The organism is Streptomyces sp. NPDC006711 (genome assembly GCF_042869775.1).
GTDB lineage: Bacteria > Actinomycetota > Actinomycetes > Streptomycetales > Streptomycetaceae > Streptomyces.
This window is the reverse complement of the sequence record NZ_JBIAGO010000006.1, coordinates 250,305-275,265: the sequence shown is the minus strand read 5'-3', so window position 1 is coordinate 275,265 and position 24,961 is coordinate 250,305. Positions and strand designations below refer to the sequence as shown.

At 73.2% G+C, this 24,961-nt stretch carries 25 protein-coding genes; 13 read left to right on the top strand and 12 right to left on the bottom strand.

What is annotated here, in order from left to right:
* Positions 1–72 precede the first annotated feature (72 nt).
* From ACFYM2_RS15830 to ACFYM2_RS15810, 5 genes are all read right to left on the bottom strand, one after another.
* Complete coding sequence (locus ACFYM2_RS15830) at positions 73–876, bottom strand: hypothetical protein (RefSeq protein ID WP_358995773.1); 804 nt, start codon at positions 874–876, stop codon at positions 73–75.
* 178 nt (positions 877–1,054) lie between these two features.
* Positions 1,055–1,540 (bottom strand): NUDIX domain-containing protein, encoded by a 486-nt coding sequence (locus ACFYM2_RS15825; RefSeq protein WP_388456828.1) that lies wholly within the window; start codon positions 1,538–1,540, stop codon positions 1,055–1,057.
* A gap of 35 nt (positions 1,541–1,575) precedes the next feature.
* Positions 1,576–3,195, bottom strand: coding sequence for an apolipoprotein N-acyltransferase (gene lnt, locus ACFYM2_RS15820; protein WP_388836587.1), 1,620 nt, complete (start codon positions 3,193–3,195; stop codon positions 1,576–1,578).
* Positions 3,196–3,278: 83 nt separating this feature from the next.
* Positions 3,279–3,866 carry a hypothetical protein gene (locus ACFYM2_RS15815; RefSeq protein WP_350228996.1) on the bottom strand — a complete coding sequence of 196 codons (588 nt, stop codon included), beginning with the start codon at positions 3,864–3,866 and terminating at the stop codon, positions 3,279–3,281.
* A 45-nt stretch (positions 3,867–3,911) separates the two neighbouring features.
* Positions 3,912–4,694, bottom strand: a complete 783-nt coding sequence (locus ACFYM2_RS15810) for an aspartate/glutamate racemase family protein (protein ID WP_358995761.1) — start codon at positions 4,692–4,694, stop codon at positions 3,912–3,914.
* 80 nt (positions 4,695–4,774) lie between these two features.
* Here ACFYM2_RS15810 and ACFYM2_RS15805 point away from each other — a divergent pair, with 80 nt between their 5' ends.
* Complete coding sequence (locus ACFYM2_RS15805) at positions 4,775–5,950, top strand: glycosyltransferase (RefSeq protein WP_358995758.1); 1,176 nt, start codon at positions 4,775–4,777, stop codon at positions 5,948–5,950.
* A gap of 1 nt (position 5,951) precedes the next feature.
* Here ACFYM2_RS15805 and ACFYM2_RS15800 read toward each other — a convergent pair whose 3' ends face one another.
* The 3 genes from ACFYM2_RS15800 to ACFYM2_RS15790 all read right to left on the bottom strand — a co-directional run bounded on the left by ACFYM2_RS15800 (position 5,952) and on the right by ACFYM2_RS15790 (position 9,721).
* Positions 5,952–7,217 carry a TerD family protein gene (locus tag ACFYM2_RS15800; protein WP_358995755.1) on the bottom strand — a complete coding sequence of 422 codons (1,266 nt, stop codon included), beginning with the start codon at positions 7,215–7,217 and terminating at the stop codon, positions 5,952–5,954.
* Positions 7,218–7,416: 199 nt separating this feature from the next.
* Positions 7,417–8,457, bottom strand: a complete 1,041-nt coding sequence (locus ACFYM2_RS15795) for a hypothetical protein (protein WP_388836583.1) — start codon at positions 8,455–8,457, stop codon at positions 7,417–7,419.
* Between the two features lie 232 nt (positions 8,458–8,689).
* Positions 8,690–9,721, bottom strand: a complete 1,032-nt coding sequence (locus tag ACFYM2_RS15790) for an SDR family NAD(P)-dependent oxidoreductase (protein WP_388836580.1) — start codon at positions 9,719–9,721, stop codon at positions 8,690–8,692.
* A gap of 272 nt (positions 9,722–9,993) precedes the next feature.
* On the opposite strand from ACFYM2_RS15790, the gene ACFYM2_RS15785 reads away from it, so the two are divergent.
* From ACFYM2_RS15785 to ACFYM2_RS15760, 6 genes are all read left to right on the top strand, one after another.
* Positions 9,994–10,560 (top strand): hypothetical protein, encoded by a 567-nt coding sequence (locus tag ACFYM2_RS15785; RefSeq protein WP_388836577.1) that lies wholly within the window; start codon positions 9,994–9,996, stop codon positions 10,558–10,560.
* A gap of 303 nt (positions 10,561–10,863) precedes the next feature.
* A complete protein-coding gene (locus ACFYM2_RS15780; RefSeq protein WP_388456838.1) occupies positions 10,864–11,241 on the top strand; it encodes a hypothetical protein in 378 nt (125 codons plus the stop codon).
* 240 nt (positions 11,242–11,481) lie between these two features.
* Entirely contained in the window at positions 11,482–11,937 is a 456-nt protein-coding gene (locus tag ACFYM2_RS15775) for a DUF6643 family protein (protein WP_358995740.1), read from the top strand.
* A gap of 57 nt (positions 11,938–11,994) precedes the next feature.
* Positions 11,995–12,828: an MOSC N-terminal beta barrel domain-containing protein gene (locus ACFYM2_RS15770; protein WP_358995737.1), complete on the top strand. Its 834-nt coding sequence runs from the start codon at positions 11,995–11,997 to the stop codon at positions 12,826–12,828.
* A 136-nt stretch (positions 12,829–12,964) separates the two neighbouring features.
* On the top strand, positions 12,965–13,570 hold the full coding sequence (locus ACFYM2_RS15765; protein WP_388836574.1) for a hypothetical protein: 606 nt from the start codon (positions 12,965–12,967) through the stop codon (positions 13,568–13,570).
* 113 nt (positions 13,571–13,683) lie between these two features.
* Positions 13,684–16,086: a right-handed parallel beta-helix repeat-containing protein gene (locus tag ACFYM2_RS15760; RefSeq protein WP_388836571.1), complete on the top strand. Its 2,403-nt coding sequence runs from the start codon at positions 13,684–13,686 to the stop codon at positions 16,084–16,086.
* Here ACFYM2_RS15760 and ACFYM2_RS15755 read toward each other — a convergent pair.
* On the bottom strand, positions 16,056–18,386 hold the full coding sequence (locus ACFYM2_RS15755; protein ID WP_358995729.1) for a hypothetical protein: 2,331 nt from the start codon (positions 18,384–18,386) through the stop codon (positions 16,056–16,058). The genes ACFYM2_RS15760 and ACFYM2_RS15755 overlap by 31 nt on opposite strands.
* 178 nt (positions 18,387–18,564) lie before the next feature.
* On the opposite strand from ACFYM2_RS15755, the gene ACFYM2_RS15750 reads away from it, so the two are divergent.
* Positions 18,565–19,428: a DeoR/GlpR family DNA-binding transcription regulator gene (locus tag ACFYM2_RS15750; protein ID WP_350229009.1), complete on the top strand. Its 864-nt coding sequence runs from the start codon at positions 18,565–18,567 to the stop codon at positions 19,426–19,428.
* Positions 19,429–19,489: 61 nt separating this feature from the next.
* Entirely contained in the window at positions 19,490–19,975 is a 486-nt protein-coding gene (locus ACFYM2_RS15745; RefSeq protein ID WP_388836569.1) for an SRPBCC family protein, read from the top strand.
* Between the two features lie 16 nt (positions 19,976–19,991).
* On the opposite strand, the gene ACFYM2_RS15740 is transcribed toward ACFYM2_RS15745, so the two are convergent.
* Entirely contained in the window at positions 19,992–20,897 is a 906-nt protein-coding gene (locus tag ACFYM2_RS15740) for a universal stress protein (protein WP_388836567.1), read from the bottom strand.
* A 73-nt stretch (positions 20,898–20,970) separates the two neighbouring features.
* Positions 20,971–22,071 carry a PLP-dependent cysteine synthase family protein gene (locus tag ACFYM2_RS15735; RefSeq protein WP_358995719.1) on the bottom strand — a complete coding sequence of 367 codons (1,101 nt, stop codon included), beginning with the start codon at positions 22,069–22,071 and terminating at the stop codon, positions 20,971–20,973.
* A gap of 218 nt (positions 22,072–22,289) precedes the next feature.
* Here ACFYM2_RS15735 and ACFYM2_RS15730 point away from each other — a divergent pair, with 218 nt between their 5' ends.
* Both ACFYM2_RS15730 and ACFYM2_RS15725 read left to right on the top strand, forming a co-directional pair.
* On the top strand, positions 22,290–22,619 hold the full coding sequence (locus tag ACFYM2_RS15730; protein WP_358995716.1) for a hypothetical protein: 330 nt from the start codon (positions 22,290–22,292) through the stop codon (positions 22,617–22,619).
* A gap of 153 nt (positions 22,620–22,772) precedes the next feature.
* On the top strand, positions 22,773–23,279 hold the full coding sequence (locus tag ACFYM2_RS15725) for an ATP-binding protein (protein ID WP_358995713.1): 507 nt from the start codon (positions 22,773–22,775) through the stop codon (positions 23,277–23,279).
* A gap of 120 nt (positions 23,280–23,399) precedes the next feature.
* Here ACFYM2_RS15725 and ACFYM2_RS15720 read toward each other — a convergent pair whose 3' ends face one another.
* Complete coding sequence (locus ACFYM2_RS15720) at positions 23,400–23,690, bottom strand: SHOCT domain-containing protein (RefSeq protein WP_358995710.1); 291 nt, start codon at positions 23,688–23,690, stop codon at positions 23,400–23,402.
* A gap of 201 nt (positions 23,691–23,891) precedes the next feature.
* Here ACFYM2_RS15720 and ACFYM2_RS15715 point away from each other — a divergent pair, with 201 nt between their 5' ends.
* Positions 23,892–24,464 (top strand): TetR/AcrR family transcriptional regulator, encoded by a 573-nt coding sequence (locus ACFYM2_RS15715; protein WP_388836564.1) that lies wholly within the window; start codon positions 23,892–23,894, stop codon positions 24,462–24,464.
* 45 nt (positions 24,465–24,509) lie between these two features.
* The gene (locus ACFYM2_RS15710) at positions 24,510–24,959 is read left to right on the top strand and encodes a cupin domain-containing protein (protein WP_388456850.1); all 450 of its coding nucleotides are present in this window, start codon (positions 24,510–24,512) and stop codon (positions 24,957–24,959) included.
* Positions 24,960–24,961 lie beyond the last annotated feature (2 nt).

Here is a 24,961-nt window from a genome sequence, read left to right as displayed (position 1 = left end):
TCGCGGCCCCCGGCGCCACCGGGGCAGCCCGCGGCGGCGGTCAGCGGCGTCAGCGGTCAGCGGCCTCGGCGGTCAGAAGAGCTTGCCGTAGTACGCCTGGATGTTGGGCAGCGAGAGCAACGTCTTCCGGTGCTCGGGGAAGTTGGTGAGGATGTACCGGATCCGGGCCGCGAGGTCGGCCTTGCGCACGGGCTTGAACCCGGCCTTCTTCAGGATGCCGCACAGGGTCGCGATGTTCGTCAGGTCCTGATGGCCCGTGGCGCGCGGGCACAGCGTCGCCGTGACCCCCGCCTTCCACTCCTGCGGGAAGTCCTCCTGACGGCAGTCGCCCGCGTCGACGCCCTTGAGCCACGCGCTGCCCATCACGGTCGGCGCGTGTACGTTCTGGCCGATGACCAGGGATCCGCCGGGCGTCGCGATCGTGCCCAGTGAGCTGAGGGTCGGCATCAGGGAGGCCACCCAGCCGGCCGTGCAGTACGGGGCGCCCCAGACGATCGATCCGAAGGCCCCGCTCTTGGAGATCGCCGCGATCGCGCCCTGCGGCGTGGCGAGGTCGCCTCCGTAGGAGTACTCCCAGTCGCCGGCGCCCTCCGCGCGCAGAGCGCTGTAGCCACCGGCCTCCTCGTCGGCCACGACGCCGAAGATGTGCTGGACGCCCGCGTCGCCGCCGCCGGGCTTCTGCACCCAGCACTTGAGCGCGTGGTCCGGCGAGACGACGTAGAGCCTGCCGCCCGTACCGATGTGGAACTGCCGCCGGGTCTTGTGGACCGTCCCGAAGACCGCGACATCCTTGTACAGGAGGGGTCCCTCGGTGTCCGAGAAATGCTTGACGCTGAACTCTTCGGTGGTCTCGACGGATTCGGGGTGAGTGCTCACGTGGTTCCCTTCGGCCGATACGCAAAACCGGGGCGGAGCAGGTGATTTGGCACCATCTCCCGCACCGCCGTCGTCACCGTACAGCGCATCGGCCGGTCGTCCACCCGGATCGCGCAACTCCCTTTTCAGCTGCGGGAGTTGGGTGTTCTCCTGCGCCTGAGGGGGCACATCAGCCGTCTCACAGGGTGGCGCTCGGCTTGAACCAGGCGGGTCCGTCCGCCTGGGCCTGCTTGATGCGGAACAGCGCGAACTCGCCGAGCCCGCCGGGCAGGGCGTCCATGGCGAACCAGGCGACGTCGATGGACTCGTCGTCGTTGACGCGGGCCTCGCCGCCGGTCGCGCGGCAGCGGAAGGTGATGTCCATGAACTGGCACACGTCGCCGTTGGGGTAGACGACGGGGGTGGGCGCCGCCTCCACGAGGACCACCCGCTCGGCGACGCACCGTACGCCGGTCTCCTCGTGCACCTCGCGCACCGCCGTGTCGGCGGGCTCCTCGCCCGGCTCGCAGATGCCGCCGATCACCGACCACTCGCCGGTGTCGGCGCGCCGGCCGAGCAGGACCCGGCCCTCGTCGTCGAAGACGATCGCGCTCACGCCCGGCAGCAGCAGCAGCTGGTGTCCGGCGGTGGTCCGGATGTCCCGGATGAAGTCAGGGGTTGCCATGGCCTCGACCCTAACGGCCCGCCGGGGACGTCGGATCAGCCCCGGCCCGCGCGGCTTCGGCGTACGTTCCGCGTGATCGCCCACGCCAGGCCCGCGGCGCCCACCGCGACCAGCGCCCACTCCGGCAGCGTGCCCAGCCGGGTCGCGGGCGTCCGCGACGAGCGCAGCGGCACCTTGGCGACCAGCGAGGCCGGGGTGAACAGCGCGGTCTTCTGGACGACCTTGCCGTCGGGCATGATCACGGCACTGACGCCGCTGGTGACCGGGACGGTGACGGTCCTGCTGTGCTCGACCGCCCGCACCCGGGACATGGCGAGCTGCTGGTAGGTCATCTCGCTGCGGTCGAAGGTGGCGTTGTTGCTGGGTACGGAGATCAGCTGGGCGCCCGCCGTGACGGTGTCGCGCACCGCCCAGTCGAAGGCGGTCTCGTAACAGGTGGCGATGCCGACCTTGGTGCCGGCCATGGTGAACAGGCCCGGCTTGGTCCCCCGGTCGAAGTCCTGGCGGACCATCGAGGTGTAGCCGGGGGCGAAGGTGGAGATGAGGCCGCGCAGCGGGATGTACTCGCCGAACGGCTGGATCTGCCGCTTGTCGTACGTGGCGACGGGCCCCTGCTTCGGGTCCCACTGGACCTGCTCGTTGTAGAGCTTCGTGCCGTAGCCGCCGACCACCGCGCCGACCGAGATCGGCGCGCCGATGGTCTTGGCCGCCCCGTCGATGACGGCGCGCGCGTCGTCGTCCACGAAGGGGTCGACGTCGGAGGAGTTCTCCGGCCACAGGACGAAGTCCGGCTTGGGCTGCTTTCCCGCCTTGACCTGGGCGGCCAGCCGCAGCGTCTCGCGTACGTGGTAGTCGAGCACGGCGCGGCGCTGGGAGTTGAAGTCGAGACCGAGGCGCGGCACATTGCCCTGGATCACGGCGACGGTCGCGGTGCCGTCCTCGGCGGCGTCGCTGACCAGGCCACGGGCGCCGAAGGAAGCGGCCACGGGTACGACGACGGTGAGCAGCGCGGCCGCCGCGGCACCCTTGCGGACGCCTCCCGTACGCCGCGCGCGCGCCACCTGGCGGACGCATGCGTACAGCCCGTATCCGCACAGCGCCACGGCGAAGCCAAGGACGGGGGTGCCGCCGAGGGCCGCGAGCGGCAGGAAGGTGCCGTCGGCCTGCCCGAAGGCCACCTTGCCCCAGGGGAAACCGCCGAAGGGGGCGCGGGCGCGGGCCGCCTCGGCCGCCGTCCACAGGGCGGCGGCCCACACGGGCCACAGGGGAAGCCGGGAGACCAGGGCGGTGCCCGCGCCGGCCACGCCGATGAACAGGGCCTCGATCGCGGCGAGCCCGAGCCAGGGCCCGGGGCCCACCTCCACACCCGTCCACACCAGGAGCGGCAGCAGGAAACCGAGGCCGAAGAGGTAGCCGAGGCCGAGGCCCGCCTTCCAGCTCCGGCCGCGCAGGACCCAGCCGAGGACGGCGAACGCGGGCAGCGCGAGCCACCACAGGGGCCTCGGCGGGAAGCTCAGGTACAGGAGCACCCCGCCGAGCGCGGCCACGGCGGGCCGCAGGAGCCGGTTCAGGATCCGCCGCGAGCGCGGGGCTTCGGCGGCGGGCCCGGGCCGGGCCGGGTCCTGCGTGGTGGTGGAGGTTTCGGTGGTGCTCACCCGGCGGAGTCTACGGCGGGTGGCTGTGTGCTCGGGAGCGCCGTTGGAACGCCCGCCCTTTCGGGCGGTGCGACCGGTGGACCTCAGACCCCGGCGGCCTTGCCCGTGCCGCGCAGGCGCAGCCGGTCGCGGATGACCCGCACGGCCGCTTCGGCGTCGTCGACGGTGACGGTGAACACGCGGCCGTCGCCGAGCTTGAGCGCCACGCCCTCACCGCGCCGTACGACGACGGCGGTGCCGATCTCGGGCCGCCAGCGGTAGCCCCAGCCGCCCCACTGGCGCGGGGTCACCCGGGGGACGAAGTCGGCGCCGACCACGTGGTCGAGGCGGATGGTGCGGCGGGGCAGCCCGATGTGGCCGCAGCGCACCTCCAGGCAGTCGCCCTCGACCCGGACCGCCACATGCACGAAGGCGAGGGTGCCGAAGAGCACGAGAATCCCGGCGGCCAGACAGCCGACGACGGACATCACCAGCGGGGCGATGCCCGAGGTCCAGGTCGAGTCGACGGCCAGCTCGACACCGAGCGCGATGCATGCCACGCCGCCGGCCGCGAGGAGCCACTGGACGCGGTTGGTGGCCCGGCCGCTCCAGATCTCGACCGGCTGCTCGGCGGCGCCGGACGCGGGCGGTGACGCGGGGGGCGTGGGGTACTCCGGGGACGGTTCCCTCATGGAAAGCAGCGTACTCACGTTCCGTCGGGGCGGCACCGCTCGCGCTCAGTGAGCGGGGCTCACGGCCTGGAGCAGGCGCCCTTCGGGGTAGGCGAGCGCCACGTCGGGAAGGGCGCCTGTGCGGCCGCTGAGCACTACGGTCAGGCCCCCGACCTGCGCCGCGTCGGGTGCGGCCGCGATGCCCGCGCGGCGCAGCGCCTGGGCGGCCACCGCCTGGGCGCTGCCGAAGAAAGTGAGCGGGCCGCCGTCGGGACGCAGGGCCGTACGGATGCGTTCGGCGACCAGTTCGTAATGGGTGCAGCCCAGGACGACGGTCCTTACGCCAGGCGGGGTGAGCGCGGCGGCCGCGGCGATGGCGGCGTCGATGGCGGCGTCGTCGGCGTGCTCGACCGCCTCGGCGAGACCGGGACAGGGCACCTCCGTGACCGGCACCCCGTCGGCGAACTCGCGGATCAGACCGCGCTGATAGGGGCTGCCGGTGGTGGCCGGGGTCGCCCAGATCGCGAAGGGCTCCCCGCCTGCGGCGGCCGGCTTGATCGCGGGCACGGTGCCGATCACGGGGACCTGCGGTTCCAGGGCCGCGCGGATCGCGGGCAGCGCGTGGACGGAGGCGGTGTTGCAGGCGATGATCAGGGCGTCCGGCGCCAGGGCCGCGGCGGCCCCGGCCACGTCGAGAGCGCGCTCCCTGATGTTGTCGGGGGTGCGCGGGCCCCACGGCATGCCGTCGGGGTCGCACGAGATCACGATGTCGGCGTCGGGGCGGAGCCGACGCACCGCGGCGGCCGCGGCGAGCAGGCCGATTCCGGAGTCCATGAGCGCGATCTTCACCCGGTCACCATAGTCGACGGCTCCCGCCGTTTCGGCTGAGGTCCCGTGCCGGGCACGGGCCGTGGGGCAGACTGCGGCGGGTGAGCGCCCTCGTATGGATCGCCCTGGTGTCCCTGGTCGTCTGGCTCTGGCTGCTGCTCGGGCAGGGCTTCTTCTGGCGTACCGACCAGCGTCTGCCGCCGCGCGCGGAACTCGACGTGTGGCCCGACGTCGCGGTGGTGGTGCCCGCGCGGGACGAGGCGGAGGTGCTGCCGCTGAGCCTGCCGTCCCTGCTCACGCAGGACTATCCCGGTCACGCGGAGATCTTCCTGGTGGACGACGGCAGTTCGGACGGTACGGGCACGCTGGCCCGCGCCCTAGCCGAGCGCCATGGCGGCCTGCCCCTGAACGTCGTCTCCCCCGGTGAGCCCGAGGCGGGCTGGACGGGCAAACTGTGGGCGCTGCGCCACGGCATGGCGCTCGCCCGGGAGCGCGGGCCCGAGTATCTGCTGCTCACCGACGCCGACATCGCGCACGCGCCGGACAGCCTGCGCGAGCTGGTCGCGGCGGCTCGCGGGGGCGGCTTCGACCTGGTGTCGCAGATGGCCCGGCTGAGGGTGGCGAGCGGCTGGGAGCGGCTGATCGTCCCGGCGTTCGTCTACTTCTTCGCGCAGTTGTATCCGTTCCGCTGGATCAACGCGGCGCGGCCCCGGGCTACGGCTGCGGCCGGCGGCTGTGTGCTGGTGCGCACCGAGACCGCCGAACGGGCGCGCGTTCCCGAGGCGGTGCGCCAGGCGGTGATCGACGACGTGTCGGTGGCGCGCGCGGTGCGCCGGTCGGGCGGGCGGGTCTGGCTCGGTCTGGCGGACCGGGTGGACAGCGTGCGGCCCTATCCGCGTCTGGGGGACCTGTGGCGGATGGTCTCGCGGAGCGCGTACGCCCAGCTGCGGCACAACCCGTTCGTGCTGCTCGGGACGGTCGTCGGGCTCGCCCTGGTGTATCTGGCGCCGCCGCTGACCTGCGTGGTGGGTCTGGCGGGCGGCGGTCGGCGGGCCGCGGGGGCGGGCGGGCTCGCGTGGCTGGTGATGTCCGGGACGTATCTGCCGATGCTGCGCTACTACCGCCAGCCGCTCTGGCTCGCCCCGACGCTGCCGTTCACCGCGTTCCTGTATCTGCTGATGACCGTCGACTCGGCGGTGCTGCACTACCGGGGCCGGGGCGCGGCCTGGAAGGGACGTACCTACGCCCGCCCCGAGACGGCCCCCGAGCAGTCCTGAGTCACTTGCGTCCCGGCGTCCAGTTCATGCCCCAGCCGTAGGTCTGGTCGACGGTGCGCTGGGGGCTGACGCCGCGCGCGGGCACCAGATAGCGGGCCTCGCGCTGCACGATCAGGTCGCCGCCGTCGTTGGTGATCAAGGCGAGCGCGCAGACGGTGGAGGGCACGGCGCACTCGTCGAGAACGAACTCGACGGGCGCGCCGAACTGCGGCTGGAGGGTCACCGTGGCGTGCAGGTCGGCGAAGCTGCGGGCGCCCTCGTAGATGGTGACGAAGATCAGGAGCCGGCGGAACTTGTCCTTCTGGTCGAGGTTGACGGTCAGGTTCTCGCCGGATTCCACGGCGCCGGTGCGGTCGTCGCCGTCGAGGTGGATGTACGGCGGCTGGTGGAGCGCGCCGAAGGCGTTGCCCAGGGCCTGGACGACCCCCTTGCGTCCGTCCGCCAGCTCGTACAGGGCGCAGAGGTCGAGATCGAGGTCCGCGTGGTGGGCGGCGGCGCGCCCCGACTTGCTTGCCCAGCCGCTGAATTGTTTGCGCGTCTGCCAGTTGAGGTTGACCCGCATCGCCCCGGACGAGCCGCCCTGCTTGGCGAGTGAGACCCGGGGGGCTTCCTTGGTGAGGGTGACCTTGGACAGGCGTACGGGGGCCGTGGGCGCGGCCGGCACCTGCGCGACGGGGGTGGCGGGTGTGGCGGGTGTGCCCGGGGGTGTGGCGGGGGCCGTGGGCGCGGCCGACGGTTGCCGCGGCTTGTCGACGGAGATGCCGAAGTCCGTCGCCAGGCCTTCGAGGCCGCTGTCATACCCCTGTCCCACGGCGCGGAACTTCCAAGCGCCCTGGCGGCGGTAGAGCTCACCGAGGATGAACGCGGTCTCCACCGTGGCGTCCTGGCTGTCGAAGCGGGCGAGCTCGGCGCCGGTGACCGCGTCCAGGACGCGGATGCCGAGCCCGGGGACCCGGCCGAAGGTGCCGCCCTCGGCGGACGCGGCCAGCACCACGCGCTCGACGCCCGGCTCCACCCGCGCGAGGTCGACGAGCAGGGTGTCCCTCACCGCGTCGGGCTCCGAGCGCTTGCCTTCGTGGCGTACGGCGCCGGAGGAGTGCGCGGGCTGGTTGTAGAAGACGAAGTCGGCGTCGGAGCGGACCCGGCCGCCGGTCAGCAGGAGGGCCGACGCGTCGACATCGGGGACGCCGGGGCCCGAGTGCCAGGCCAGTTCGACCCGGACGGAGGGCGCCGCCACCGCGACATTGGCTCCTTTAAGCATGGACATGCTCTCCCCCATCCCTCACTGTGCTCCCGGATGGCCAAGGACCCTACCCCTCGGGGTCGCTCCCGCGCCGGTACGCGCGCCGCGGCCGGCCCGCCTTCCTCGCCGGAGCGGGGCGGGCGGTGCCGGCGCGTGGGCTGGGCCGCCCCCGAACCACCCGTCGCCGGACGGGAGTTCGGGTGGCTTGCGCACGGGACCCCACTCAGGTCTCGTTGGCCGTGCCCGCCTTGGATCTACGGGTCAGGACGGTCGCGGCGAGCGCCGCGGCGATGACCGCGCAGAGCACCATGAGCCGGGTGGCACCACTGAACGTGCTGCCCAGGCTGTCCCTGAGCAGGTGCGCCGAGTTGAGCCCTCTGGCCAGCGAGTGGACTGCGACGATGCCGAGCGCGGCCGCCGCACCCGCCATCCAGGCCCACAGCGGGTCGTACAGCGGCAGCAGGCACGCCAGGGTGAGACAGACGACGGCGATGCCGAGGGACGCGCCGGCCGCCAGGTCGCCTACGCGCAGGTCCCTGAGGCCGGTCGGCAGGTGGATCGCGCCGATCACCAGCAGGGCGACGGCCGCGGGCCACCGCAGGACGGAGCGCACGGGCACCGAGGGGGACCGCTTCGCGGTGGCCTGCTCGGCCGGCGCGGTCCCGGAGGCACGCGGCACCCGGACCGGGGCCGGAGCGGCGTCCGGCATGGGCGGCACGGCGGCCTTCCGCCCCGTCGGCGCCTTGGCCATGTCGGCCAGGACGGGCGGCGCGGCCTCCTGCGGTGCGGCCACCGCCGCGTCCGGGACGGGCTGCTCGACGGCGTCCGGTCCCGCGAATGCCTCGGGCGCGACGGACGCCTCCCTGGCCGTCCGCTCCCGCCCGCTCGCCGGGGACGCGTCCGGCGCCCGGGCTTCGCCTTCGCCCGGAGCGAAGCTGGTGATCAGTTCCGCCACGTCCTCGATGGGCCGCTCCGCCGCGGCCGCCTGAAGCACCGTGCCGGCGTCCTCGGCGGTGCCGGGGGGCTCGCGCAGCAGGGCGATCAGCTGGTGGACCTCGTTGATGGAGCGGGTGACGGCGGCCAGGCGCAGCGCCTGATCACCCGGCCTCGGGTACTCACCGGCCTGGTTGAGGAGGTGTACGAGAGCGACGACCTCACGCATGGGGCGCGAAGTGGCCACGGTGCGGAGCAGCAGCCATCTGGGTTCGCCGCCCGGACCTATGGGGATCTGCTCGTCCTGAGAGGGGCTCTGATCGGATGACATCACGGTTCCTTTGTTGTGCCTCGACGCGACGCCAGCGACTTCCGGCTGTCACGGTGCGTCTTGAGATACGCACATACAGTCCAATAGGAGACCAAAAGGACTAGTCGCGCTATTTGGAGGGTGAAACCGGGGCCAGTCGGGTTGAATGTCGAGACGCGCCACCGGTGCGGTGGAAGGCGGCGCCACGACCAGGAAAAGCGGCGCCCTGCTTTCAGGAGAAGTGGCGCGCCGCCTAGGAAAACCGGCGCCCCGCCGAGGAGAAGCCGAGCTCCTGGTCGACGCCTGCCAGGTACACACTCGCGTCCCACAGCCGAGCGGCGACGGCGGGATCGGCCATGTGCGAGGGCACGGGCTCGCGCCTCGGCGCGCCCCGCAGTCCGAAGACCCTCGGCCCCCACAGCTGCCCGCCCTCCACCTCCGCGTCGAGCACGGCGCGCACGATGGGCCACGCCCCCGCCTCCTTGCCCTGCACCACCAGCCCGGCCGGCAGGGCGCGCAGGCGCTCGCCGGGCGTGCTCGCGCGGATGGCCGGGCGGGAGGGCGTGAGCGAGTCAAGCGCGCCGCCGGGGTGGGCGACCACGCTGCGCACCGTGGCGCCCTGGGCCCGCAGCCGCCGGTCGAGTTCGAAGCCGAAGGACATCTGCGCCAGCTTGGACCGGCCATAGGTGCGCTTGGGCCGGTAGTCACGGGCCGACTGGAGGTCGTCCAGGTCGAGACGTTCGGAGCGGGCGGCGAAGCTTCCCACCGTCACGACGCGGCCCGCGGGCGCCGCGGACAGCAGCGGGGCGAGCCGCTGGGTGAGCGCGAAGTGGCCGAGGTGATTGACGGCGAACATCACCTCGTGACCGTCGCCGGTCTCGCGGCGCGGCGGGTCGTCGAAGGCGACGCCCGCGTTGTGGACCACCGCGTCGAGATGGCCGAGGTCGAGCCCGCGCACGGCGGTCGTCAGGGACGACAGGTCGGCCAGGTCCAGGGGCAGGTGCCGCAGGCGCGCGCCGGGAACGCGTGAGCGGATCGAGGCCTGGGCGGCGTCGGCCTTCGCGGCGTCCCGGCAGCCGAGGACGACCAGAGCGCCGGTGGCGGCGAGCTGTTCCGCGACGAAGTACCCGATCCCGGCATTGCCGCCGGTGACAAGGAAGTTGCTCCCCGGTGCGGCCGGGAGACGGTGCACGTCCCACGGGACGCTCCGGGATAGGGGGGCGCTCCGGAATGTGGTGGTGGTGCTCCGCGATACGGGGGTGGTGCTCCGGGGTGCGCGAGACATGGCGACGGGCTCCTTGGGATGGGGTGTCGAGGGACGGCGCCGACGACGAGCGCCGGACGCGTCTTCAACGTCGCAGCCTCCGCCGACAGACGTCCGACAGACCACCCGCGCGGGCCCACACCTCACCGACAGAGCGGGCGGCGGCCTCGCGCGCGCGACCCGGGCCAGGCGCGCGGACGGCGCCCGCGCGGGGGGAAGTTCACCGTCGCACCGCCCGAAAGACGCTCGCCACCACCAGCACGTTCACAGGATCTTCGGCCATACTTGCGCCCGTGGAGCAGCGATCAGAACACCAGTACATGCCCCTGGCCGGTGCCGCGACGGACCCCGCATACGTCCCCGGTCTCCTGCCGGCACCCGTCCCGGCGGCCGAGAAGGAGCGCGCGCTGGACGCGGCCTCCCTCGATGCACCGAAGACGCGCGACGAGGACGCCGCGCAGGACGCCGTCGAAGAGGCCCGTGCCGAGGGCGCGGCGGACCCGCGGGCAGAGGGCTCCTCCGTCGCGTCCGACGACGGCTCCGCGCCGGATGACGGCGCCGCACCGGAGGCGGACGCCGCCGTCGGCCCCTCCTGCGCGATGTCGGACCATCAGGGCTCGATCGTCGCGGACCACCGCGGCATCCGGCTCCAACTGGGCGACGAGGAAGCCGAGTTCCGCTGGGACGAGCTCAGCGCGGTCGAGTACCGCACACCGCGCTTGACCCGGCGGTTCGAGATCGCCGTGTACACCTCGGCGCCCCGGCGCTTCTCCCATGACGTCCGGGCCGCCGACCGGGCGGAGCTCGCCGCCTGGGGAGACCAGCTCGACGCGGTGCTCGACGCCTACTTCGAGGACTGACCGCGCACTTCGAGGACCGACCGCGGCCCCGGACCCGGCGCCGCGCGAGGTCACGAGGCCGCGACTCCACGGGGTCGCGAGTCCACGGGGTCGCGACTCCACGGGGCCAGTCAACATCCTTGCGCAAAGAGGGAGTTGTGGGGCCGCAAGGGCCCCGAACGGTCACGTTTCGAGGTCGCCGAAGGGGGCAGCGCCTCGCCCGGCGGCCCCGACGTCCGCTAGCGTGCCGACTCCGGGCAGCCGGGAAGAACCCTGGGGGGCCGTCGTGCCCTCTCCCGCTCCGCTCGAAGGAAGGCGTTCCCGATGGACAGGCTCCACACCGCGCTGGAGAAGGCCCTGACGATCGGCGGGGCCACCGGCGTCGCGATCGTCGATTTCAAGCAGCGCAGAGTCCTGGGATCGATGGACCGGGGCAGCGGGCTCGACATGGACAAGGTCGCGTACGGGGACAGCGACGTCATGCGCGCCAAGCTCTACACCCTTGAGCTCCTGGGATACGCCCCGGACAGCGTCGAGGACATCCTCATCACGCTCGGCACCGAGCTGCACATGATCCGGCCGCTGCCGCGGCTGCGCGAGGGCGGCATCTTCATCTACCTCGTCCTCGACCGCGCCCGCACCGAGCCCCTGGACGACATCCGGCGCCAACTCCAGGCGCTGGCACCCCTGTTGGAGCTCTGAGGGGCCGGGGCACCCGTGTTCCCCACCGCTCGCCGAAGCGTCGCGAGGACCGGGCCGAGGTAGCGGTTGGTAGCCGTCGCGCCACTTCGGGTGAGACGCCCCGAGGCCGTCGGGAACCCCCGCCGACAAACGCTTCATTGATGATGTTTCGGCAGGTCATAGGGTGAAAACCGGCTTAAAACGGATGTCCCCGAGATTGGGACTCCCCAATGACCACATCGTGGGCTTAACTTATGTGCCATGACCTCCCCCCGCTCCACCTATGGCGGCGGTTACTACTCCGCGCCGTTCTTCCCGGACACCCCCATCTACGACTCCCTCGTCGCAGAACGGGGTACGCCTCAGATCGCCCCGATCCGAGTGCCTTCCCTCTATGACACCGGCAGCAACCACCTGCCGGCGCTCCCGTCGGCCCTGCCCGCCCTGCCGGCCGCCCCCTCGCAGCAGAGCCCGTCCTACGCCTCGTCGTACGGCTACCAGCAGCAGATGCCGCAGCCCGTTCCGCTCCAGCACGCCGGCACGCCCTACATCCCGCAGCAGCCCTCGGCGCCGCGTGGCTACCAGGGGCAGCAGCAGGCCCCGCAGCGCCAGGCTCCCGGGACCGGGTACGAGGCCATGCGCCCCGCCGCGCCCCGGCCCGCGCCGGCCCCGTACGAGGATCCGTACAACCGGCCCTACCAGGGCACCGGCTACTGATCGAGGCCGGACCGGGCCGCCCGGACACCTGTCCGGGACGGCTGGCACGATGGGGCCATGAGCAAGGGACTTGAGGCGGTCGTCCACGGGATCCACATCCATCCCGTCAAGTCGGTCGGGGGATACGACAGTACGCGGGCGGAGGTCGAGCCTTGGGGGCTCGCCGGGGACCGTCGCTGGATGCTGGTGGACGCCCAGGGCGTGGCCGTCACTCAACGGGAGCGGCCCGCCCTGGCCCTGAGCAGTGCCGCCACACTGCCGGGCGGGGGCGTGCGGCTCTCATCGCCGGGGCGCGACGATCTCGTCGTGGAGCCGCCCCGGGACGCGGTCGCCGAGAAGGTCTCGCTGTTCGGCGTCGAGTTCGAGGCGGTGGCCGCCGACGACGAGGCACACCGGTGGTTCAGCGCCCATCTCGACGCCGAGGTGCGGCTGATGCATCTCGACGACCCGGCCAGCCGCCGGCCCATCAATGCCGCGTACGCGCCGAACGGCGAGACGGTCAGCTTCGCCGACGGTTTCCCGCTCCAGATCGCCACCCTCGCCTCACTCGACGCCCTCAACGACCTGATCGCCCGGGGCGACCGGGCGGCCGAGGGACCGCTGCCCATGAATCGTTTCCGGCCCAATCTCGTCCTGGCCGGCACCGAGCCGTGGGCCGAGGACACCTGGTCGCGGATCCGTGTCGGCGAGGTCTCCTTCCGGGTCGCCAAGCCGTGCGGCCGGTGCGTCATCACCACCACCGACCAGGCCACGGCGGAGCGCGGCAAGGAACCGCTGCGCAGCCTGGCCCGGCACCGCAGGATCGGCCGGGCGCTGGCGTTCGGCGTCCTGGTGATCCCGGAGAACACCGGCACCGTGCACGTGGGCGACCCGGTGAAGGTCCTCGCATAGGTCCGCGCCGCCCGGGAACTCCTGTGGGTGTCAGCCGCGTTGGACAGGACGAGCCGGGCGCACCAGGTCCCTGACCGTTCCGCCCGGCGCGTCCGTCCCCACGGGGCGGGCATGGAGGCGGAAGGGGGCGGGTGCCGTGCGAGCGGTGGTGGGCGTGTGGCGCTGGCGGCACAACCCGCTGCGCCGCGCGAGCGATGTCGTGGAGGCGTGGCTGGCGCTCGTGGCGCTCGTCCTGATGGTGTGCGCCGCGCCGGCGGTGGGCGCCCTGTGCGGCGCGCGTACGGACACGACGCTGCGCGGGACCGTCGCAGAGCAGCGTCTGCACCGGCACGCCACGTCGGCCGTGGTGGTGCGCCGGGCCGGGCGCCAGGCGCCGCTCACCGGGCCGGACGGCACGACGGACCGGGTCGCCCGCGCCAAGGTGGTGGCCAACTGGCGGGCGTACGACGGGAGTTCCCACAGCGGCACGCTCGCCGCGCCCCTGAGCTCCCCCGGGGCGGGCGCGGCCTTCGCGATATGGACCGACGACCACGGGCGCCCGGTGCCGCGCCCGATGCCCCTGGCCGCGGCCCGCACGCACGCGGTGTTCGCGGGGATCTGCGCGGCCGCGACGGCCGCCGCGCTCATCGAGGCGCTACGGCGGCTGACCGTATGGCGCCTGATACGCCGGCGGTACGCGCGCCTGGACCGCGCGTGGGCCCGGTACGGTCCGGACTGGGGCCGCACGGGCGCGGGCAGCTGACCGGTCAACTCACCGGCCCGGCGCGCGCTACGGTGGACCATCAGGCGCACATGCGAGGTCACGGTCGAGGTGTGTGCGAGATCGCACGCACGAGGTGGGGGCACGACAGCACCATGGCTCAGGGCACGGTCCAGGTGACGCACACGGGCACGTCGCGGTGGCGCCGCCGCACGGGTGAGTACGCCTCTTTGGCCGCGGCCCTGGAAGCCGCGGGCGACGGCGACGTCCTGACCATCGCCCCGGGCACCTACCGCGAGAACCTGGTGCTGCGGCGCTGTGTGACGCTGCGCGGGCCCGAGGGCGCGGTCGGCTCGGTCCGGATCGCGCCGGCCGACGGCGTGGCGCTGACGGTGTGCGCGTCGGCGACCGTGCGGGACCTGTACCTGGAGGGCCAGGACGCCGCGGCGCCCGCGCTCCTGGTGGAGGACGGCGCGCCCGAACTCGTCGACCTGCGGGTGGTGACGCGTTCGGCCGTCGGCATCGAGGTGCGCGGCGGTGCCCGGCCGACCGTGCGGCGCTGCACGGTGGACAACCCCGGCGGCGTCGGCATCGGCGTCTTCGACGGCGCGGGCGGCGTGTTCGAGGAGTGCGAGGTCGTGGCGGCCGGGCAGTCGGGGGTCTCGGTGCACGGGGGCGGCCACCCCCGCCTCGAGCGGTGCCGGGTGCACCATGCCAGCGGCGCGGGGCTCTCGGTGAGCGGCGAGGGCTCGGGAATGGAGGCGCTGGGCTGCGAGGTGTACGAGATCAAGGGCGCCGGCGTACACATCGTCTCGCGCGCCTTCGCCCACCTCACCGACTGCACGGTGCACCGCACCTCGGCCGACGGCGTCACCCTGGACACCGACGCGGTGCTCACGCTCGCCGACTGCGACATCCACGACATCCCGGAGAACGCGATCGACCTGCGGTCGCGTTCGGTGCTCACCCTGACCCGGACCAAGGTGCGCCGCTTCGGGCGCAACGGCCTGTCGGTGTGGGACCCGGGCACCCGCGTCGACGCCAACCAGTGCGAGATCCACGACAGTACGGGCGACTACCCGGCGGTGTGGGTCAGCGACGGCGCGGCAGCGGTCCTGGAGGGCTGCCGCGTCCATGACGTACCGGACGCGATCTTCGTGCTCGACCGGGGTTCGCGTGCCGATGTCGTCGACAGCGACCTCACCCAGGTGCGCAACACCGCTGTGTCGGTGAGCGACGGGGCGACCGCGCAGCTCGACGACTGCCGCATCAGCCAGGCCTCCACGGGTGCCTGGTTCCGCGACCACGGCAGCGGCGGCACGCTGGCGGGCTGCACCATCGACGGCGCCCAGACCGGCGTCATCGTCACCAAGGGCGCCGACCCCCGCATCGAGCGCGTCACGGTCACCTCGCCCGCCGAGGCCGGCTTCTACGTCTCGGCGCAGGGCCGGGGCACCTTCCACGCCTGCCGCGTCACCGGCAGCGGCGGCTTCGGCTTCCATGTCATCGACGGCTGCCGTACGACGCTGACGCGCTGCCGCACCGAGCGGTGCGCGCGCCGGGGCTATGAGTTCTCCGAGGACGGCGCCGTCGTCGAGGACTGCACAAGCGACGAGAGCGGCGCCCGGTCCCCCGCCCCGGAGCCCGCCGCCATGCGGAGCGCTAACCAGACGGTGGGGCTGCTCACCGGCGTCCCCGGCCCCCGCGCCGTCGAGCCGGTGCCGGCGGAGCCCGCGGCCGAGCCCCCGCGCGGTTCGGGCGCCGTGCTCGGTGAACTGGACACGCTGGTCGGCCTGGAGAGCGTCAAACGCGAGGTCCGGGCGCTGACCGACATGATCGAGGTGGGTCGCAGGCGCCGGCAGGCCGGGCTCAAGGCGGCCTCCGTCCGGCGCCATCTGGTCTTCACCGGCTCCCCCGGCACCGGCAAGACCACGGTGGCGCGCCTGTACGGCGAGATCCTGGCCTCGCTCGGCGTCCTGGAGCGCGGCCATCTGGTCGAGGTGTCCCGGGTGGATCTGGTGGGCGAGCACATCGGCTCCACCGCGATCCGCACCCAGGAGGCCTTCGAGCGGGCGCGCGGCGGCGTGCTGTTCATCGACGAGGCGTACGCCCTGTCCCCCGAGGACTCCGGACGCGACTTCGGCCGGGAGGCGATCGACACGCTGGTGAAGCTGATGGAGGACCACCGGGAGGCGGTGGTCGTCATCGTGGCCGGCTACACCGCCGAGATGGAGCGCTTCCTCAGCGTCAACCCCGGGGTGGCGTCCCGTTTCTCACGGACCATCAGGTTCCCCGACTACACCGCCGAGGAATTGCTGCGCATCGTGGAGCAGCAGGCCGACGAGCACGAGTACCGGCTCGGCGCCGGGACCGCCGAGTGCCTGCTGAAGTACTTCACGGCGCTGCCCAGGGGCGTCGCGTTCGGCAATGGGCGGACCGCGCGCCAGACCTTCGAGTCGATGGTGGAGCGCCACGCGGGCCGGGTGGCCCAGCTCGCCGACGCCAGCACCGACGACCTGACGCTGCTCTACCCGGACGATCTGCCCGAACTGCTCTGATCCGTCCGCTGGTTCGGCAGCGCGGACGCCAACTCGGCCAGCAGCAGGGCCCTTTCACGGGCGAACGCCGGGTCGGCCCGGTAGTCGGAGTGTCCCAGGACCGGCGCGGGCAGCGGGTGCTGAGCGGTACGCCCGTAGGCGACCGGGTCGAGCAGGGGGCCCCGGTCGACGTCGCCGCCGGTGCGCACGGGTCCTCCGATCGGGTCGGTGGCCCGCCACAGGTTGCGCCAGCAGCGCACCTCCCGGTGCAGGGCTTCGAGCGGCGCGGGCCCGAAGTAGGCGGGGAACCAGCGCCCGTAGAGCCGCTCCACGGGGCAGCCGTAGGTGAGCAGGGCCACCCGGCGCCGGGTGGCGGCGGGCAGTTGCCACACGGCGGCGGCGGCAAGGACGCTGCCCTGGGAGTGGCCGGAGATCACGAGGCGGCCGCCGGTGGCGTCGGTCCAGGTGTTCATCCGCCAGGCCAGGTCCGGGACGGCCCGCTCGGCGTAGCAGGGCGGCGCGAAGGGGTGGGCGGCGCGCGGCCAGAACGTGCCGACGTCCCACAGGATGCCGACGGTGCGGCGGGCCGCGGCGTCCTTGTAGGCGCGCCGTCCCCAGGTGACGAAGAGCAGGAACCCGAAGCCGGTGCACCAGGATCCGAGCGACTGGGCGGCGTCGGCGCCCAGGGCGAGCGGGTCGGGCGCGGCGTCGGCCGCCCTGGCCGGCACCTGCCCGGTCCACCAGGCGCCCGCCAGGGCCCCGGCGCCGAGCAGCAGTGACGCTCCGGCGACGATGCCGACGAAGAGCGGGGTGTGGTCGGTGAGTGTGGCCATCGCGCGGGCGGTGGCGATGCGGCGGGTGCGGGCGGTGTCGGGCCGCTCGGTGGGGTAGTCGGCCATGACGCGGGGTTCGTCGGCGCGTGCGCTGCGCCAGGTGCGTACGGCGAAGTACAGCGCCACGGGCAGGAGCAGGACGAACAGGGCCGGGATCACCGAGGCCTGCCAGGTCAGCAGTGGCGGCGGGCCGTGGTAGGCCGAGCGGTCCATGCCCGGGGTGGCGCCGCGGTCGAGCCAGTCGGCGACCCGCTGGGCGACGCCGCCGGTCATCACGCCGCCGAGCGCGCAGGCGAGCATCGCGACGGCGGGGCCGCCGAGTCCGCGCAGGGCGGTGCGCTCGCCCGGCGCGCGGCGGCGCAGCCGCCCGGCCACGACGGCGAGCGCCACCACCAACGCCGTCTGCGCCAGGGCGAGGAGGCCGAAGGCGCGGCCGCCCGGCAGGGTGCCGGCCGAGACCCAGCCGGGCCGGCCCCAGGACGCGTACAGCAGGGCGAGCAGCAGCAGGGTGAGCGTGGACAGCGGCAGCCAGGAGGTGACGGCCCCATCGAGCCGTTCGTCGCGGCGCGATTCGCTGCGCCCCCGGCGGCACACCACGCCCACGACGACCAGGCCCGCGAGGACGAGGGCACATACGAGCAGGAGTCCCGGCACGGCGAGGAGCGCGCCGCCGGCGCGGTCGTGGCGGACGGCCGCGAGCGTCACGCTCGCCGCGACGGTCAGGAATCCGGCCGCGGTGTGGGCCGCGCGCAACCGGGCCACCAGGCGCCTGCCGTACCAGAACCCGGGCCTGGCGAAGGCGGGTTGGGGTGCCCGGGGGTCCTCGGCGGGTGTCGCGCTCAGGGGCGCTTGCGATTCGTACGCGCTCCAGGTGCGGTTGGACAGGTACCACAGCAGGGCGACCAGGGCCGTGGGGACCAGGGCCGCGAGTGCGAGGCGCCGGCCCGGCTGCGACCACCAGCCGTGGTGGGCCACCGAGGTGAAGCCGAGCCAGTACCAGGAGCGGGAGCACCCGGCCGTTCCCGCGCACTGCCACGCCCCGAGATCGAGCGCGACCTCGCAGGCGGCGGCCACCAGCAGCACGGTCAGGCTGAGCGCGACGAGCCGCACGAGCAGCCCGTACAGGCGGATCGTGCGCGGTGAGCGCGGCGCGGGCGGCCGCATCCAGTGGGCGAGGTTGATCACCATGAAGGGCAGCAGGAGCAGCCACAGGGCGCGGGCGCTGTTGCCCGAGGTCAGGTTGCACCAGACGTACGCCTCGGGCACCGGCCGGCCCTGGTGGCGCTCGGGGTGCGCCTCGGCGTCCAGATCCGTGGCGCACCGGTAGATGGCCGCGGTGTCGTCGCCGGTGACGCGCACGGTGCGCGGGTCGCCGAGCATCTTCTGCGGGGTGGTGCCCCCGACGCCGTGGACCAGGAGTTCGAGGGCGGGTCCCGCGCGTTCGGCCTCGGGGGCGCCCGCTGGGGCGAGGGGGGTGGCACGGGACACTTCGGCGACTCGCTCTCGTGGGGGACGGACGGCGGCGCGGAACATCAGGATCCCGGATCCGGGTGCTCAGGTGCGGTGCTCTCACGGAATCTCCCCGTGACAGGATGGGGGGCCGCAGCCCGGGGGCGCAGGTGTGCCCGGCGAGTGTGTTCGACGATGGGAAGGGACCGGCCCGGCAGTGAGCGACCACCAGAATCTGCTCGCGGAGCAGCGTCGCGCGCTGATCCTCGACGAGGTCAGACGGCGCGGCGGGGTCCGGGTCAACGAACTCACCCGGAAACTCAACGTCTCCGACATGACGGTCCGCCGCGATCTGGACGCGCTGGCGCGCCAGGGCGCGGTCGAGAAGGTGCACGGCGGCGCGGTGCCGGTCGCCGAGGCCACGGCGCACGAGCCGGGCTTCGAGGCGAAGTCGGCGCTCGAACTGAGCGCCAAGCAGGACATCGCGCGGGAGGCGGCCAGGATGGCCGTGCCCGGCAGCGCCATCGCGCTGGCCGGCGGCACGACCGCCTACGCCCTGGCGCAGCAGCTGGTGGACGTTCCCGATCTGACGGTGGTGACCAACTCGGTGCAGGTGGCCGACGTGTTCCATGCCGCGCAGCGCTCGTCGGCCGGCTCCGGTCCCCGGCCGGGAGCGGCGACGGTGGTCCTGACGGGCGGGGTGCGCACGCTCTCGGACACGCTGGTGGGCCCGGTCGCCGACGCGGCGATCCGCTCCCTCCACTTCGACGTGCTGTTCATCGGGGTGCACGGCATCTCGGCGGAGGCGGGCCTGTCCACGCCCAACTTGGCGGAGGCGGAGACCAATCGGCAGTTCGTGCACTCGGCGCGGCGGGTCGTGGTAATCGCGGACCACACCAAGTGGGGCACGGTGGGCCTGAGTTCGTTCGCCATGCTCGACCAGGTCGACTCCCTGGTGACGGACGCGGGCCTCTCCGACCGGGCCCGCGCGCAGATGACGGAACATCTGCGGGACCTCGTGGTGGCGGGCGAGAGCCCCGACGGCGGGGCGGACGACAGCGGGAGCGGCACAGACAACTGACGTCACGCCAGCTAGGGTGGACGGGCTCTCGCGCGCACCCGGCTCTTCGGAGGTAGGCGTCATGGCTCGCCGGCTCAGGCCCATGGAACTCACCTTCGCGACGTCGGCGCCGGTGCGCCTGGTGTTCACGGCCCACGTGCCGGCCGGCCCGGGCGCCGTCCACCGCGCGCTCGCCGACGAGGTGGCCCAAACACCGCTCTGGTTCACCTCGGTCGTCGCCGCCCGCCCGCTCGACGGCGGCGCGGGCCGCGAGATCAGGCTGCGCGGCGGGGTGTTCTTCCGCGAGACGATCCTGGCCAGCGACCCGGGTGAGCGGTATGCCTACCGCATCGACGAGACCAACGTCCCCGGCGTGAGCGCCCTGGTGGAGGACTGGCGGCTCACGCCGGCCGGCGCCGGCACGACGGTGCGCTGGACGATGGCGAGCGATGGTCCGGCGCTGTTCCGTGTGGCGATGCGGGCCGCGGCGCCGGGCATCGGCCAGTCGTTCCGGGGCGCGATGCGCAACCTGGGACGTCATCTGGCGAGCACCCCGTCCAAGCCCTGACGGGCCACGGCCCGGCTCAGGCGTCGCCGTGGACCGGCACCACCGCCACCGGGCACTCCGTGTGGTGCAGCACCGCGTGGGCCACCGAGCCCATCAACAGGGCGCCGGGCGCCAGCCGTCGGCGGTGGCGGCCCACGACGATCAGGGCCGCCGAGGCCGAGGCGTCCACGAGATGGCCCGCCGCGTCGGCGGGCGCGATCACGGGGTCCACCTCGACGCCGGGAAACCGCTCTCGGAAGCGGCTGAGCCGGTCGCTCTGTTCGCGTGTCACATCGCGCTCGGCGCCCTCGTACTGGTCGCGGTCGAGCGCCGCGGGCGGGAACTCGCCCGCGACCATCAGCGCGGCCGGGGGCGGCCCGGGGCAGGCGGTGATCACCTGGAGCGGTACGCCCCGGGCCGCCGCCTCCACGAAGGCGAATTCGATCACCTCGTCGGCCGTGTCGGCGAGGTGGAGCCCGAGCACGACGCGCCCGGCCGTCGGCTCGTCCTGCCCTGTGCGGGCCAGGCGCGGCACCACGACGACCGGGCAGGGCGCCCGGGTGGCCACGGCCAGGCTGTTGGAGCCGAGCAGGAGGCTGGCGAAGCCGCCGCGCCCGCGTGAGCCCATCACCAGCATCCGCGCCCCGGCGCCCAGCGCGTGCAGCGCGTCGGGCACGTCGCCCTCCAGCGAGTCGTAGCGCACCGAGGGCAGTCCGTCGCGGCCGGACAGCGCGGCGCGGACCCGGTCGGTGACCGGGTCGTTGAGTTCGGGACCGGGCCCGAGCGCGGACCTGCGGGCCGCCCAGAGCTGGGTGGAGTCGGGCAGGACGTGCGCGATCACGAGCTCGGCGCCCAGCCTGCGGGCGGTGGGAACGGCCCATTCAAGGGCCCGCAGGCTGTGGTCGGATCCGTCTACGGCGACGGCTACCGGTCGCGTGTCCATGACGTCACCCTGGCACGCGCCGGGGGCCGCCGCACGGGCAGCGATCGCGCCGTGGCCGGACGAGGGCGGTCCGTCAGTGGGCGGACCACACCCCGCTCGCCAGGAACGTGTCGAGCGTCGCGGTGTACGGGGCGATGTCCATGCCCTGTTCGGCGAGCCAGGTGTCGGAGTAGTACTTGTCGAGATACCGGTCGCCCGGGTCGCACAGCAGGGTGACGACGCTGCCGGTGCGCCCCTCGGCGACCATCTCCGCGACGATCCTGAGCGCGCTCCACAGTCCGGTGCCGGTGGAGCCGCCCGCCTTGCGGCCGATCGCCTTCTCCAGGGCGCGGACCGCCGCGACGCTCGCCGCGTCCGGGACCTTCATCATCCGGTCGATGGCCCCCGGCACGAAGCTGGGCTCCATGCGGGGCCGGCCGATGCCCTCGATGCGCGAGCCGCAGTCGCTTGCGGCGAGCGGGTCGCCCTGGGTCCAGCCGTCGAAGAAGCAGGAGTTCTCCGGGTCGGGCACGCAGATCATCGTGTCGTGCTGCATGTAGTGCACATAGCGCGCGATGGTGGCCGATGTGCCGCCGGTCCCGGCCGTGGCGACGATCCAGGCGGGTTCCGGGAAGCGCTCCAACTTCAGCTGCTGGTAGATGGATTCGGCGATGTTGTTGTTGCCGCGCCAGTCGGTGGCCCGTTCCGCGTAGGTGAACTGGTCCATGTAGTGGCCGCCGGTCTCGGCGGCGAGCGCGGCGGACTCCTCGTACATCTTCATCGAGTCGTCGACGAAGTGGCACTGGCCGCCGTGGAATTGGATCAGCCGGCACTTCTCCGGGCTCGTGGTGCGGGGCATGACCGCGATGAACGGCACGCCGATCAGCTTGGCGAAATAGGCCTCGGAGACGGCGGTCGAGCCGCTGGACGCCTCGATGACCGGCTTGCCCGGCCGGATCCAGCCATTGCACAGACCGTACAGGAACAGCGAGCGGGCCAGGCGGTGCTTGAGGCTGCCGGTGGGATGGGTGGACTCGTCCTTCAGATAGAGGTCGATGCCCCACGACTCGGGCAGCGGAAAGCGCAGGAGATGGGTGTCGGCGGAGCGGTTGGCATCGGCCTGGACCTTGCGGACGGCCTCCTTGAGCCAGGCCCGGTACTGCGGATCGCTCCGGTCCACATCAATGGTTTCCATGCCACTCCTCGTCCTGTGTGCGTGCCGCCCCCACTCCCGACAATACCGCTCTCACCTGCACAAACGTTCCCTTTGGGCATCCATAGGAGTGGCTTGTGGGACGCGTGGTGGGCACTGGACGACGCTGGCGCGGACCCGATCCCCTTCGCACCCTGGTGCGTAGGCTCGTCGTTGTGCAGACTGCCCAGGAGGAACGGTGCGAAGGGGGCCGGACGGTCATGGCGGAACCCGAATTCAGTGCGAAGGGCGTACGGATCGAGCGGTGGACGCGTTCGCTGACGAGAGCCGGTGAGGTGCTGATCAAGGACGGTCGGCTCGCCCTGCTCACCAGCAACGGCCGCGAGATCGACAGCGCGCCCGTCGACGCGGTCAGCGCGGCGCGGCCCTGGCTGCCCTGGCTCGCGAAGGAGGACCGGACGGTGGCGCGCCTGAACGGCACGCGCTACCGGCTGACGATGGGCGGCGAGGCCGGCCGGTCACGCGGGCCCGATCTGACCCGGCGCTTTCTCCAGGCCATCCGGCAGACGACCCATGGCGCGCACCCCTGAGACGCGTGCGGCCCGGGGGGCGCGAGTTGCGGACGGCCCACCCCTGGTTCACGCTGGTGTGACATCACTCAGGGTTTACCGGCGGTGACGCTCTGAGTAAGGCCGCCGCCGGACCAGACAGCTACTTCCGGACCTAATCGGGGAGTCGCAACCGTGATCAGCCAGCCAAGCAGGCAGTGCACGGTGGAGCTCCAAGCCCTGCCGTCGCGGATCGGACAGGTCCGCAGAATCGTATCGGCGCAGTTGCGCTACTGGCATCTGGATCCGTTGATAGACGAGGCGGCGCTCTGCGTCACCGAGTTGCTGACCAACGTCCACCGGCATGCCGAGCCGGACAAGATGTGCACGGTGGAGATCGAGCTGCTGCTCGACCGGCTCACCATCTCCGTCCACGACCACGACCCCACCCTCCCCTCGGTGCGCAAGGCCGACACCCTCGCCACCAACGGCCGCGGGCTCTCCCTGATCGCCGCCGTGAGCGAGGCGTGGGGGGTGCGCCCGCTGGGCGAGTCCGGCAAGACCGTGTGGTTCACGCTCGCCGCCCCCTCCCCCGCCGTGGCCCTGCCTCCGTACCCGCTGTACGAGCCCACGGCCACGCCCGCCTTCACGGAGAGCCGCCCGCGCCCGGTGCGCGAGCGGGTCAAGACCGCCACGCGTTGACCGGTCGCGGGCTGACCGGACGCGCGGGCTGACCGGTCGCGGCGCGACAGGCCGGTGCACGCGCCGTCGCGCGGCGCGTTCGCGCCTCCCCTCAGCGCTGCGGCCCGCCCTCGGTGACGCTCATGCCGCGCCTTTGCCCGGCCCCGTGAGGTTGCTCCGTCCGAAGTGTTCCTCGAGGACGGAGATCCGGCGCCAGTACTCCTCCTCGTCGATCTCTCCCGCCGCGAACCGCCGGCCGAGCACGGCGAGGGGTGAACGCTCGTCGACGGCCGGGCGCCACGGCCGCGGGCGGCCCCGCCATCCGGCGCGGCGCGCCACGGTGACGATGGTGAGGATCACCGCCGCCCAGACCAGCGGGAAGAGAAGGATCCAGGGCCCGGGCCCGGGTCCGCCATAGGCCAGCGTGTTCATCTCGGTCAGCTCCTCGGTGGGCGTGGTCTGTTCCTCCTTCGAGCCTCCCGCCGCCGGGGGCCCGGGTCGTCGTACGGCCGGCGGCCGTCGCTCTACCCCCGCCGGAGCAGACCGGGCCCGGGCGCGTACTCCCTCTCGCTCCCCCTCCCCCTCTCCCGTCCTCCACCTCCGGCCGGCCCTCTGGATTCTGTACCTACTGGTATGTACAGTGGGCCCATGAGCACTTCGGAACGTCTGATCGCCGCCACCCGCGAGCTGTTGTGGGAGCGGGGGTACGTCGGGACCAGCCCCAAGGCCATCCAGCAGCAGGCGGGCGCGGGCCAGGGCAGCATGTACCACCACTTCGCGGGCAAGCCCGATCTGGCGCTCGCCGCGATCCGGCGCACCGCCGAGGAGATGCGGGCCACGGCCGAGGCCACGTTCGGCGGCGACGGGACTGCCTACGAGCGCATCGAGGCGTATCTGCTGCGCGAACGCGACGTGCTGCGCGGGTGCCCCGTCGGGCGCCTCACAATGGACCCCGAGATCATCGCCGACCCAGTGCTGCGCGCGCCGGTCGACGAAACGCTCGACTGGCTGCGCGGCCGACTGGCCGGGATCGTCCAAGAGGGCCTGGACCGGGGCGAGTTCGCGCCCTCCATTGTCCCCCACGAGATCGCCGCGACCGTGGTGGCGACCGTCCAGGGCGGCTATGTGCTGGCCCGCGCATCCGACTCGCCCGACGCGTTCGACGCGGGAGTACGCGGCCTGCTCTCCCTGCTGGCGCCCCGGTAACCCTTTTTACACTCCGTCAACTCCTCCTGACAGGACGGCTGTTACGTGCACATCATCCGGCAACGCCCCGACACCGCGACCGGACCGGCCGAGCACTTCACCGGCGCGGTGTGGCTCGACGAGATCGCGGGCTCCCAACTGCCTTCCCCGCTGCGGATATTCAGCGTCCACTTCGCGCCGGGCGCGCACACCGCCTGGCACCGCCATCCGCACGGCCAAGTGCTCCATGTGACCGAGGGCGAGGGCCTGGTGCGGCGCCGGGGCGGCGAGGCGGAACCGATCAGGGCGGGCGACACGGTCTGGATCGAGCCCGGCGAGTGGCACTGGCACGGAGCGGGGCCGCGCACCTTCATGACGCATCTCGCGGTCGTGGAGGCGGCCGCCGACGGCACGACCACCGAGTGGGGGCGCCATGTGGAGGCCGACGCCCACGTGGGGGTCGACGCCCACGTGGGGGCCGACGCCTGCCCGTCCGCGACCGGTCCCGCTTCCTGAGG

Excerpts from the sequence above, each read along its gene's own strand:
- ACFYM2_RS15715 (WP_388836564.1), top strand. The coding sequence starts at position 23,892 with ATGTACAGTGGGCCCATGAGCACTTCGGAACGTCTGATCGCCGCCACC.
- ACFYM2_RS15790 (WP_388836580.1), bottom strand. The coding sequence starts at position 9,721 with ATGTCTCGCGCACCCCGGAGCACCACCCCCGTATCGCGGAGCACCACC.
- ACFYM2_RS15730 (WP_358995716.1), top strand. The coding sequence starts at position 22,290 with ATGGCGGAACCCGAATTCAGTGCGAAGGGCGTACGGATCGAGCGGTGG.
- ACFYM2_RS15760 (WP_388836571.1), top strand. The coding sequence starts at position 13,684 with ATGGCTCAGGGCACGGTCCAGGTGACGCACACGGGCACGTCGCGGTGG.
- ACFYM2_RS15780 (WP_388456838.1), top strand. The coding sequence starts at position 10,864 with ATGGACAGGCTCCACACCGCGCTGGAGAAGGCCCTGACGATCGGCGGG.
- ACFYM2_RS15775 (WP_358995740.1), top strand. The coding sequence starts at position 11,482 with ATGACCTCCCCCCGCTCCACCTATGGCGGCGGTTACTACTCCGCGCCG.
- ACFYM2_RS15770 (WP_358995737.1), top strand. The coding sequence starts at position 11,995 with ATGAGCAAGGGACTTGAGGCGGTCGTCCACGGGATCCACATCCATCCC.
- ACFYM2_RS15735 (WP_358995719.1), bottom strand. The coding sequence starts at position 22,071 with ATGGAAACCATTGATGTGGACCGGAGCGATCCGCAGTACCGGGCCTGG.
- ACFYM2_RS15825 (WP_388456828.1), bottom strand. The coding sequence starts at position 1,540 with ATGGCAACCCCTGACTTCATCCGGGACATCCGGACCACCGCCGGACAC.
- ACFYM2_RS15720 (WP_358995710.1), bottom strand. The coding sequence starts at position 23,690 with ATGAACACGCTGGCCTATGGCGGACCCGGGCCCGGGCCCTGGATCCTT.
- ACFYM2_RS15745 (WP_388836569.1), top strand. The coding sequence starts at position 19,490 with ATGGCTCGCCGGCTCAGGCCCATGGAACTCACCTTCGCGACGTCGGCG.
- ACFYM2_RS15795 (WP_388836583.1), bottom strand. The coding sequence starts at position 8,457 with ATGTCATCCGATCAGAGCCCCTCTCAGGACGAGCAGATCCCCATAGGT.
- ACFYM2_RS15800 (WP_358995755.1), bottom strand. The coding sequence starts at position 7,217 with ATGTCCATGCTTAAAGGAGCCAATGTCGCGGTGGCGGCGCCCTCCGTC.
- ACFYM2_RS15740 (WP_388836567.1), bottom strand. The coding sequence starts at position 20,897 with ATGGACACGCGACCGGTAGCCGTCGCCGTAGACGGATCCGACCACAGC.
- ACFYM2_RS15815 (WP_350228996.1), bottom strand. The coding sequence starts at position 3,866 with ATGAGGGAACCGTCCCCGGAGTACCCCACGCCCCCCGCGTCACCGCCC.